General features: G+C 38.5%; 11 protein-coding genes and 1 pseudogene. 10 read left to right on the forward strand and 2 right to left on the reverse strand.

The window, feature by feature from the left end; translation table 11 throughout:
- The first annotated feature begins 92 nt into the window (after positions 1-92).
- From pyrC to CWB65_RS07835, 9 genes are all read left to right on the forward strand, one after another.
- Entirely contained in the window at positions 93-1,148 is a 1,056-nt protein-coding gene (gene pyrC / locus CWB65_RS07795; protein WP_039036737.1) for a dihydroorotase, read from the forward strand.
- 499 nt (positions 1,149-1,647) lie between these two features.
- Positions 1,648-1,851 (forward strand): cold-shock protein, encoded by a 204-nt coding sequence (locus tag CWB65_RS07800; protein WP_006792379.1) that lies wholly within the window; start codon positions 1,648-1,650, stop codon positions 1,849-1,851.
- A gap of 1,020 nt (positions 1,852-2,871) precedes the next feature.
- Positions 2,872-3,642: a DUF3450 domain-containing protein gene (locus CWB65_RS07805; RefSeq protein WP_006792381.1), complete on the forward strand. Its 771-nt coding sequence runs from the start codon at positions 2,872-2,874 to the stop codon at positions 3,640-3,642.
- A gap of 6 nt (positions 3,643-3,648) precedes the next feature.
- Positions 3,649-5,013, forward strand: a complete 1,365-nt coding sequence (locus tag CWB65_RS07810) for a MotA/TolQ/ExbB proton channel family protein (protein WP_006792382.1) — start codon at positions 3,649-3,651, stop codon at positions 5,011-5,013.
- Positions 5,013-5,537: a MotA/TolQ/ExbB proton channel family protein gene (locus CWB65_RS07815; protein ID WP_004588135.1), complete on the forward strand. Its 525-nt coding sequence runs from the start codon at positions 5,013-5,015 to the stop codon at positions 5,535-5,537. The genes CWB65_RS07810 and CWB65_RS07815 overlap by 1 nt, the downstream gene beginning before the upstream one ends.
- Positions 5,538-5,551: 14 nt before the next feature.
- Positions 5,552-5,956 carry an ExbD/TolR family protein gene (locus CWB65_RS07820; RefSeq protein WP_006792384.1) on the forward strand — a complete coding sequence of 135 codons (405 nt, stop codon included), beginning with the start codon at positions 5,552-5,554 and terminating at the stop codon, positions 5,954-5,956.
- Complete coding sequence (locus tag CWB65_RS07825) at positions 5,956-6,567, forward strand: energy transducer TonB (RefSeq protein WP_010557583.1); 612 nt, start codon at positions 5,956-5,958, stop codon at positions 6,565-6,567. The genes CWB65_RS07820 and CWB65_RS07825 overlap by 1 nt, the downstream gene beginning before the upstream one ends.
- A gap of 11 nt (positions 6,568-6,578) precedes the next feature.
- A complete protein-coding gene (locus CWB65_RS07830; RefSeq protein ID WP_138740345.1) occupies positions 6,579-7,838 on the forward strand; it encodes a tetratricopeptide repeat protein in 1,260 nt (419 codons plus the stop codon).
- A 61-nt stretch (positions 7,839-7,899) separates the two neighbouring features.
- Complete coding sequence (locus CWB65_RS07835; protein WP_138740346.1) at positions 7,900-8,946, forward strand: hypothetical protein; 1,047 nt, start codon at positions 7,900-7,902, stop codon at positions 8,944-8,946.
- A 319-nt stretch (positions 8,947-9,265) separates the two neighbouring features.
- On the opposite strand, the gene CWB65_RS07840 is transcribed toward CWB65_RS07835, so the two are convergent.
- Both CWB65_RS07840 and CWB65_RS07845 read right to left on the reverse strand, forming a co-directional pair.
- Entirely contained in the window at positions 9,266-9,607 is a 342-nt protein-coding gene (locus CWB65_RS07840; RefSeq protein WP_006792388.1) for a TraR/DksA C4-type zinc finger protein, read from the reverse strand.
- Between the two features lie 61 nt (positions 9,608-9,668).
- Positions 9,669-10,649, reverse strand: a complete 981-nt coding sequence (locus CWB65_RS07845) for a tRNA-dihydrouridine synthase (RefSeq protein WP_138740347.1) — start codon at positions 10,647-10,649, stop codon at positions 9,669-9,671.
- 234 nt (positions 10,650-10,883) lie between these two features.
- On the opposite strand from CWB65_RS07845, the pseudogene CWB65_RS07850 reads away from it, so the two are divergent.
- Positions 10,884-11,141, forward strand: a pseudogene (locus tag CWB65_RS07850) (HvfA family oxazolone/thioamide-modified RiPP metallophore); the annotation flags it as partial.
- Positions 11,142-11,214: the final 73 nt, after the last annotated feature.

The raw sequence follows: 11,214 nt of genomic DNA on the forward strand, positions 1-11,214 counted from the left end.
AGGGCAATTTAGTAGCCGATTATATGAATAAAATCTTTACTCGAAAACATCATATGCCTATGATCACATAAATTCAGCTGTGGAATGAAGTGATGACCAGTAATAATACAAACTCTGTAAAAACGTTAACAATTACCCGACCTGACGATTGGCATGTGCATTTACGCGATGGTGATCAGCTTAAAGACACTGTGCGCGATATTAGCCGCTATATGGGGCGCGCTATTATAATGCCAAATTTGGTTCCTCCAGCGACCTGCACGGATACCGCTTTAGCTTACAGAGAACGTATAATGGCTGCTAAGCCACAAGGTAACTTTGAGCCTTTGATGGTGCTATACCTTACTGATAAGACAACACCTGAAGAAATAATTAAGGCTAAGGCATCTGGCAAAGTATTTGCTGCTAAACTTTACCCTGCCGGCGCGACAACCAACTCTGATTCTGGTGTAACGTCCGTCAAAAATATATATTCAGTGCTTAGCGCTATGCAAGATGTTGGTATGCTTTTGCTTGTACATGGTGAAGTGACGGATTCTTCAATTGATATTTTTGACAGAGAAAAAGTGTTTTTAGATACGATTCTAGGTGATGTCGTTAATGACTTTCCAGAGCTTAAAATAGTACTTGAGCATATAACAACAAAAGATGCGGTTGATTTTGTCAATAATGCGCCAAGTAATGTTGCTGCAACGATTACTGCCCACCATTTACTGTATAATCGAAACCACATGTTAGCAGGGGGGATTCGTCCTCATTATTACTGTTTGCCTATACTCAAACGTAATATTCACCAGCAAGCACTTATGGCTGCAGCTACGAGTGGCAGTAAAAAGTTCTTTTTAGGTACTGACTCAGCGCCTCATTATAAAGATAAGAAAGAAGCTGCGTGCGGTTGCGCAGGGGCTTACACGGCTCATGCTGCTATTGAGCTTTACGCAGAAGCATTTGAAGAAGCTGGTGCATTAGATAAGCTAGAGGGCTTTGCAAGCCACTTTGGGCCAGACTTTTATGGTTTAGCGCGTAATAGCGATACAATTACACTGCAAAAGTCTCCTTGGACTGTGCCTGCAAGTTATACGCTTGGTGATTCTGAAGTCGTACCGATAAAAGCTGAATCTGTAATTGATTGGGCTGTTTTAAAGTAAAATTAAGTATTTGAAATCAAAGCCGCTTACTTAAGCGGCTTTTTTGCATGTAAATATTTAGGCTCAAGGCTTGTATGAAAAGGTGTAAATTGGCTTGTTACTTAATCATTATTTCTTGTTTGTTTTAGTATGAACAGAGATTAGCCTGTGAAGGGTTAACAATCGCTGTATTTTTATTAGGATTTCATAATAAATATTACAATAATATTTTATTTTTATTTATTTTAATCAATGCCTTACCTGTTTTTAATCACGGAGTAAGTTTTTTTAGAAATTATTTTCAATTAATAGAGCGAAAAAAAATAGAATGTGTTAATCTTACTTTGCTTTGAGTTTTTATGAATTGAATTTACGGATATTGTGCTGCGTTTAAGGTTACCAGTTAGGTTATTACTTGTTCCTGTACTATACCTCTATTTTTATGAGCATTGACTCAAGGAGGCTATTGCCACAATAACGTGGCAGAATTTTTAATTATTGACTTACAGGAAAATTTAGTATGTCGGTTTCTGGTAAAGTAAAGTTTTTCAACGAAGCTAAAGGCTTTGGTTTCATTGAACAAGAAAACGGTCCTGACGTGTTTGTACACTTCAGCGCAATCTCTGGTTCTGGTTTTCGCACTCTTAGCGAAGGTCAAGCAGTGACATTCAGCATCAAACAAGGTCAAAAAGGCCCTGAAGCTGAGAACGTTGAAGCAGCATAATTTTAATTATGTGAACTCATGTTCATCTTGGTGAAGCAGGTCTCTGTTTCACCATTATCCCTTAAAACCATTCATATACGCAGAAAGCTCAATACCTCCAATCATTAATAGCGCTCATTTATTATATCTAAACTCCAAAAGACCATTATGTGGTTTAATCTTGCTATAAAACCTAATTTTAATTAAACACGCTAAGCAGAATTCTATGTATTATTAATTTTGTGCTGCCTATAAATTTCTAATATTTTCATAATCCTTCTAGGTTAACTTGCAAGTTTTAGAAGTATTAATATTTACAAAACTCAGCCTCAAACTGGATTATATGGATAAACGACAAAGCCTAGAGTTTGGATAGTGAGCTAAGAAGTAACATATAGTGAACTTAGACAAGGCTCGGTTTGAACATCATAAGAATAATTAACTAAAGTAAGCTTTTTTAATTTTGATTGTGCCCAAGCCATTAATGAGACTTTATTTTGTCTATCAGTTTAGAACGTTGCTTATAGTTTTTGAGTATCAAAAAACCTTCACAAATTCAATATTGAAATCCTTCTATTAGCTTTACAACTTTCAATATGTGTAACGTTTGATTTTTGTGCGTTAAACCGTTCCTTTTTTGAGTTAAAGTGCTTAAAAATGATAAAAAACCGTCAAATAGAGCCCCTAAAAGAGTTTTTTTTAAATGTTTTTATTTTTTTTTTACATACATCTAGTTTGAACTAAATGTTGCATTTATGTTGTTTGTTTAGAGGTCTATCCAGTTAAACATCAACCTTATTGGGGTTTGCTAGGATTGTTGATAATACAGTTGGTTGCAATAATGTTAACATTTTATTGGTGCTACTTTAATGTAGTCCATCGGCAGGTGATTTATTTGCTAATTACACCTAACATCAAGTTGACAGCGCTTATTGCATTTAGCATTATTGAAAGGTTGATATCTATTAAAAGATATCAGGGTTGTTCTCCTCGGAGGATAATTAAATTATAAAAGTAACATTACTTAATTGGTTGGGAACTATGTCTGTTAAAATCAGAAAGAGTCTTGTAGCAACAGCGTTGGTTGGCGCTTTTGCATTTGCAAGCAGCAATGTGATTGCAGATCCTTTGAATGACGTGCAAAAAGCAGGTCAACAAATTCAAAAGGCTGCTGTTAAGTCTCAAACTAAAATTGACAATGTATATGGTCAAACTCAAGAGCTAATCGCTGAGTACCGTAGCATCGTTGATGAGACTGAACTTATGAAAGTGTATAACGATCACGTTGCACGTTTGGTCGCTGACCAAAATGCATCGATTGAGTCGTTCGATCGTCAAATCGCGACTATCGATAACACTAAACAAAACGTTGTGCCTTTGATGTATCGCATGATCGATACGCTTGAGCAATTCATCAAAGCGGACGTTCCATTCAATCTTGAAACGCGTCTAGGCCGTGTTGAAAGACTTCGTGACATCATGGCATCTGCCTCTGTTACTACGTCTGAAAAATTCCGTCAAGTTCTTGAAGCATACACAGTTGAAACAGCTTACAGCTCTGCAGTAACTGCTTCTCAAGGTACGCTTGAAATTGATGGCAAAAATATCAACGTAGATATCGGTCGTTTAGGTCGTATTACTTATGTTGCTCAGTCTTTTGACTTGAAACATGCTTGGGTGTGGGATAACAACACTAAACAGTGGAAAAAATTAGGTGAAGAATACCTAAAACCTGTTAAAGAAGTGATCCGCATGGCACGTAAGCAAGCGACACTAGAACTTGTTAAACTACCAATCTTTGGCGCGGAGTAATCAATAATGAAGAAACTATTTAAAGGTTTTGCTGTTGCAGCAGTACTATCTGTTTCTGCAGGTACCGCGCTTAACGCACACGCAAACACTGACGCTTTAGACAAAATTCTTGAGCAAGTTAAGCAAGAGCGTATCTCAGAAGGTAAGATCAATAAGCAACGTGAGCAAGAGTTCTTATCAGAACGTGCTGACAAGCAATCTTTACTTAATAAAGCTAAAAGCCAACTAGCTGCTGAAAAAGCACGTGGTGATTCTTTAGCTAAGCAATACGCACAAAACGAAAACACTTTAGCGGAAAAAGAGCAAGCTCTTCAAAATGCTCAAGGTACTCTAGGTGAGATGTTTGGTGTTGTACGTCGTGCAGCGCAAGACGCTATCGGTTCTATCGAAGCATCTTTAGTAAGTGCTGAAAAGCCAGGTCGTGCTGAAGTACTTCGTTCATTAGCAGCAGCTAAAGAACTTCCAACAGTTCGTGAGTTAGAAGAGCTTTGGATTTCACTTCAAACAGAAATGACAGAATCAGCAAAAGTATCTACTTTTGAATCTGAAGTTGCTGGCCTTGACGGAAACACTGCGGTTAAGAAAATCACTCGTATTGGTAACTTTAACTTAGTTGCTGACGAAGGTTACTTAATCTACTCGCCAGAAACAAAGTCTATCCAGCCTTTAGGTAAACAACCTGATAGCTACATTTTAGATGGCATTTCAAACCTAGAAGCAACATCTTCTGATAGCTACGCGGGCGTTTACATTGACCCTACACGCGGCGCAATCTTACGTATTAATACGCAGAAGAAAACGCTAATGGAATACTACGAGCAAGGTGCTGAAGTTGGTTATATCATCACTGTACTACTTGCTGTAGGTCTATTAATCTTCTTAGTTCGTTTCATTGACTTAGCGCTTACTACTTCTAAGATCAAATCACAACTTAAGAACTTGTCTACACCGAATACAAACAACCCACTGGGTCGTATTCTTAAAGTGTACCATGACAACAAATCTCAAGATGTTGAAAACCTTGAACTTAAACTTGATGAAGCTATTTTACGTGAAACTCCACGTGTTGAAGCTGGTATCAACATCATCAAGATCCTTGCTGCTATCGCACCATTACTAGGTCTACTAGGTACAGTAATCGGTATGATTTTAACGTTCCAAACAATCACATTGTTCGGTACGGGCGATCCGAAGATCATGGCTGGTAACATCTCTCTAGCACTTGTAACTACAGCGCTAGGTCTAATTGCAGCACTACCACTTATTCTACTTCACTCTATTGTTGCAGGTCGTAGTAAGTCGGTATTACATATCCTTGATGAGCAAAGCGCTGGTATCATCGCTACTCACGCGGAGAAGGAGAAAGCCTAATGCTAGTCCTGATGGAGATATGGGAATCTATCAGGGATTTTGTTGGCACAGGCGGCCAGGTTTTATACGTGGTCGCGATAGCACTCTTTCTGATGTGGGTTTTAATGATTGAGCGCTATTGGTTCTTACTTGCAGAGTTTCCTCGTTTAACGAAGGATATTGTTGCTAAGTGGGATGCCCGCCAAGACACTACGTCTTGGTACGCACACAGAATCCGTGAAGCATGGATTTCTGAAGCGTCTGAAAAATTAGATCAGCGTATGTTGTTGATTAAAACATTAGTAGCTGTTTGTCCTTTAATAGGCTTACTTGGAACTGTAACGGGTATGATCGCGGTTTTTGAAACCATGGCAACTCAAGGTACTGGTAATGCACGTTTAATGGCATCAGGTATTTCAATGGCAACAATCCCAACAATGGCTGGAATGGTTGCGGCACTATCTGGAGTTTTCTTTAGCTCACGCCTTGAGGCAAGAGCGAGAATGGTGAAAGCCAAACTTGTAGATAGCATGCCTCATCACTAGAGAGAGAATTAAATATGGCACGTAAACAACGTTTTCGTGAAGAAGAAGAAGCAGCGGTAGATATGACACCAATGCTTGACATCGTATTTATCATGCTTATTTTCTTTATCGTAACTACATCGTTCGTTAAAGAGGCTGGTATCGAGGTCAATAAACCTAAAGCTGCCCAAGCTACGAAGCAAAAAAATGCAAACATTTTTATTGCTATACGCAGTGATGGCGCAATCTGGATTGATAAGCAGCAAGTTGACGTTGAACGTGTTTCAGCGAAAATTGAAAGCTTACTAGCAGAACAACCTACTGACGTTGTAATTTTGCAAGCTGATAAAGAAGCAAAACACGGCACAGTGGTTAAAGTTATGGACCAGATTAAAGCAACGGGCGATAACCTAAGAATTTCAATAGCTGGAGATCAGTAATGATTCGTTTTCTGTTTTCACTGATTGCAGGTGGGGCAGTTACTTTCGGCTTGTTCTACTTCATGGCTTACCTCATCTCTGGTGGGGCTGACCGTAATACGGAACAAAAAGAGCAGATCATAGTCGAAATTATGACGAATCCGCCTGAATCTAAGGTGCAGGAGAGGAAGCGTGTACCGCCTCCGCCTCCACCACCGCCAAAGCAGCCGCCTAAACCGCAGCCGCCACAGCCGGATACTAATCCTAACCCAGGTGCAATGTCATTTAATATGCCAAGCATCGACGTAGGGAGTTCTGCTGGTGGACTAAGTGGTCCGGGTGCATTTGGACGAGATGGTGATGCGACACCTATCGTTCGTATTGAACCAAAATATCCAACGCAAGCAGCACGTGATGGTAAAGAAGGTTGGGTACAACTTTCGTTCACAATTGATGAGTTAGGTGGGGTTATTGACGTTGATGTAATCGACGCTGAGCCTAAACGTATCTTTGACCGTGAAGCTAAACGTGCACTTCGTAAGTGGAAATACCGTCCGAAAATTATTGACGGTAAGCCACAAAAACAAGTTGGTTTACAAGTTCAACTAGACTTTAAACTTAACCAAGGCTAAGGAGGCGAGTAATGAGAAATTTATCTAAAGTAACTGCTCTTGCAATTCTTATGTCTGTGTCAGGTGCAACTTTAAGTTCATCTGTATTAGCGGCGCCAGATTACGCAAAAATTGAAGAGCGTAAGAAAGCAAAAACTAAGATCATGGGCGAGCGTACTGGTAAAAAAGTAATTAAAGCATTTGACTTGTATAACGAAGAAAAAGTTGACGAAGCAATTGTATTGCTGAGAGAGATTGACCCTTCAGATGAGTTTGATAAAGCGACTGTAAATCGTTACTTAGGTAGCATGTACGCGCAGAAAGAAAACTACGCTGATGCAATCAAATACAGCAAGCTAGCAGTAGCGCCTGATATTTTGAACTTTGCAGACCATGAACAAACACTTAAGTTATTAGGTGATTTGTACGCGGGTACTGAGAAATACAAAGAAGCAAAAAAAGCATACACAGCTTGGATGGACTTCACAGGTGAGGAAGATCCAACTGTATATACTCGTATTGCGCAAGCTAACTTTCAGCTAGAGCAATTCAGTGATGTTTTTGAGCCTGCTAACAAAGCAATAGCTCTTCAAAAAGAGCCTAATAAAGGCCCTTACCAGCTTAAACTTGGCGCATACTTTGAAACTAAAGATTATGCAAACATGGTTAAAGTGGGTGAAGAAATTGTTAGAGTTTGGCCTGATGATAAAAAAGCTTGGGTTGGTTTAGGTAAATATTACCTACAAACCGAAGAATATCAGAAAGGTCTTGCAACAATGGAAGTGGCTTTCAAAAACGGTTACTTTGAAAACGAAGTTGAATACAAAGTACTTGCTAACTTTTACTCTTTAAATGAAATTCCTTACAAAGCAGCAGTAACGCTTGAAAAGGCAATTAAAGAAGAAAAAGTTAAACGTACTAAACAAAATGTCAACGCTGTTGCAAGTAACTATCATCGCTCTAAAGATATAGAGAAAGCTGCTAAGTATTATGAAGAAGCTGCTAAATTTGATGACGACGCTGAGCTTTACCGCAAAGCAGGTTCATTACTTTTACAATCTGAGAAATTCAGTGCTGCCGTTGTTCGCTTGAACAAGGCGTTAGAGCTTGGCTCTGACAAAAAAGGTACAATTTATTCAGATTTAGCTGAGGCGTATTACTACCAAGGCAAGTATAAGCAAGCTTATGCTGCTATTGTTAAAGCTATGGACGACCCACGCACACGTAAGTTTGCAAAAGGTTGGTCTACTTACATTAAAGATAAAGCCGCTCGCAACGGTGTTAAAATTTAATATTAGCTAACATTAGCAATTTTTAAAAAGCCCCTCTGGGGCTTTTTTTATTAGGATCACTATGTATAAAACGTTTTTTGTATCATTGTTATTGTGTTTAAATCTTGTTGGTTGTACTGATAAGAGTGATAGTTTTAGTTCTTTTGATGAGGCACGCAGCGCTTTAAAGTCTTTAAATACTGTGTTGATATTAGGTCAGGAAACAAATAATAAAAAAGTTACAGAAGAAAACATTGTTTACTCGAACGAATATCTTGATAAACGTCACGCTATTTATCAGCAATTGATGACGATGAAGTTAACACCTAATCAAATTACCCAAGTTAATTATTTGGTTATTGCAGAACGATTTCCTGAGCGTTTTTTTCCTTGGCCAGCCCAAGTAGACGTTCTACATAATATGAGTTTATTTAACCGTTCAGCTAGCACCGTTGAGCAAACTATTAGTTGGCTTAAATTTACACAAGCTAAGTTAGACATTGCAAAGCAAAGTAATCTAAAACTAAACAAGTTAGAGTATTCTTTATTACAGGAATATGTAGCGCAAGCTATCGAAAACAAGGCTACACAAGGTGCAATTAAAAGCCATATCAGAGCTTTTTCTAATTATTTGGATAATTATAAGCCTAGAGGGAGTGTTGGTTTAAGAGGGCTTTCTAATGGTTCAGAGTGGTATCAGAGTAAACTCAATTATTATGGCAACGCGGTTAACTCGCCTTTAGAGTGGGTTGTTATTATTAACGAACAAATTAAAGCGCTTGAAAGTGCAGTTATTAATGTCAAATTTAAACAAAATCACACCAAATCATTTGTTGTGCAATATTTATCTAAAGAGCCATTGATTAATGGACTTGACTGGCAAACACATTACTTAGACTTGCCTGCTATGGCCAGCAATACAAAATTGTCTAATAAGGACAAGTTGCTCATGCTTACAATGATGGAAACAGATATAGGTATTCATTACCACGCATGGACAATTGATCAGGCTAAAGTTAATTTGTCAAAGCGTCTTAAAGTGTCAGAACAAACCGCGCAATATTTAGTTGAAGATATTATTCTTTATCCAGGACAATCGTTTAGTTTTTGTGGTCAGATTTGTTATTAACCCAGGGGTTGTTTATCTTCCTAAATGTATGGCAAGGCAAAACTTTAAGGTGTAGATGCTTATTTTTTAATACGCAATTACGTAAAGTATATTCTAAACATACCCTGTTACTTTTTTAAGTTCCTTTTGGGGAAGTTTATGTTTAGCTGTTTCTAGTCAATATAGGTAATGGGGATAAATCATGAGTAAGGCGCAGAGGTTTTGCTCTGTTTTTACTTGTCTACTGCCTCATAAACTTTGCACCTCAGTTAAACCAATTTCAAAACTAATACGTTTTCAGGCATTAGCTATAGAAACTTATAACTAAGACTTTATAAAGTTAGTTAGATGCCCGCTTAATTGCGCATTTTGTACAGCGCTGTGTTGCAGGGTCTTTTTGAAGTAATGCGGTTGCAATTTTTTCTTCACAATCACAACAATAGCCGTATTGACCTATATCAATTTGACTCACTGCGGCCTCTAACATAGTCATACGATTAATTAAGTTGGCATACTCAGGGCCGAGCCTTTTTGCAGCAAGATCTAACCATTCATTATTTGCTGTATGCTTTAATGTGGTGATCAAGCCTTGATGGGCGGGGTGGGGCGATTTAGAAAGCATAACAAGTATGTTTGATTTAACTTGTGTTAGTTCATCATGTAAGCGCTTTTGGTGGTTCATTATCAGTATAACCCTTTTACATTAACTGCTCGTTATACTGATATTATCTAATTGCTTTTAATTATCTGTCATGATTTGAATCAAGTTGTGGTGCTTTTGCATATTTTTTTAAAACGGCAGATACGTCTTCTTTGGTTTTTAACCTACGAATTTCATCAAACAATGTTATCGCCTGCGGATATTGACGCTTTAAATAACCTAGCCATTGTTTAGTTCTAGATGCAAAATATTTTTCATCTTTAGCTGGGTCATGATGAATAGCTGAGTGTATTAAGTGATAAAGAACATGCTCCCATTCTAAACCCTCATAGTACTCATTGTTGACATGTGCTTTTATTTTTTTAGCTAAATCAGGATGAGATAGGGCGCCTCTGCCAAGCATTAAGTCACTGCAACCGCTTCTTTTTTGGCATAGCATTGCGTCTTCAACTTGCCATATTTCACCATTAGCAACTACAGCAATATTTTTACCTTTTATTATAGGAGGTATCTTTTCCCAATATGCAGGCGGGTTGTATCCATCGCGCTTTGTTCTTGCATGAATTGCTACGCTATTAGCGCCAGCACTTACAACCGCATCAATAATTTCTTGGCTGTTACTGTCGTCATCAAATCCTAAACGTATTTTTGCACTGACTTCATGTTTTGAATCTACCGCATCTCTAACCGCTTTAATTATGGTATACATATGCTCGGGATCTTTAAGCAAAACGGCACCACCGCGGCTACGGTTAACTGTTTTCGCAGGACACCCAAAATTAAGGTCAACACCATGAGAACCCAAATCAATCGCTCTCACTGCGTTTTCAGCTAATGGATTAGCTTCTTGTCCAAGCAATTGTATACGCACCGGCGTGCCTGCTCGGGTATAGCCATTATTATTTAGTTCAGGGCAGTATCGATAAAATACTTTTTCAGGTAAACGTGCTTGAACAACTCTTACAAATTCGGTCACGCATAAATCAAACCCGCCAAGGTCAGTTAGTAATTGGCGCATTTTAAAATCTACAACACCTTCCATAGGTGCTAAAACAAGTTTCATAAAGCGATTATATTATTAAAAATAAGGTCGCTAGTTTACCTGTAAATTGCATATTGATAAATCTGTAATTGTTACTCATAGTTAAAGTGAGAGCGCAGGGGGCAAATTTTTTCGATTAAATAAAAATAAAAATGAAAGTTTTTATTTCATCACAGGTCTACTTAAACATACACGCAATTTAAAACGATATTTACATTGCAACGACTTACACATTGAGTATAGAGAGCAAAGATAATGAATACAGTAAAAAATAATACAATCGCATTAACATTAGGTGCAGTAGTAGTGGGTTCTGCGAGTTTAGTATCTGCTGATGTACAAGCAAACCCGTTTGAATTTCAGCAGCTTGTTTCAGGTTATCAATTAGATGCTGCCGAAGGCAAGTGCGGTGAAGGCAAATGTGGCGGTGACGCAAAAGGTAAAAAAGAAGGCAAGTGTGGCGAAGGTAAATGTGGCGGCGACGCAAAGGAAACGTCTGAACTCGAGTGCGGAATTCGTATATGGTATGGCGGCGTCTGAGTGAAAAAAGAAGGGGGGGGGGGGGGGGGGGGGGGGGGGGGGGGCG

The sequence above is a fragment of the Pseudoalteromonas sp. S554 genome, from assembly GCF_005930865.1.
Taxonomy (GTDB): domain Bacteria; phylum Pseudomonadota; class Gammaproteobacteria; order Enterobacterales; family Alteromonadaceae; genus Pseudoalteromonas; species Pseudoalteromonas marina.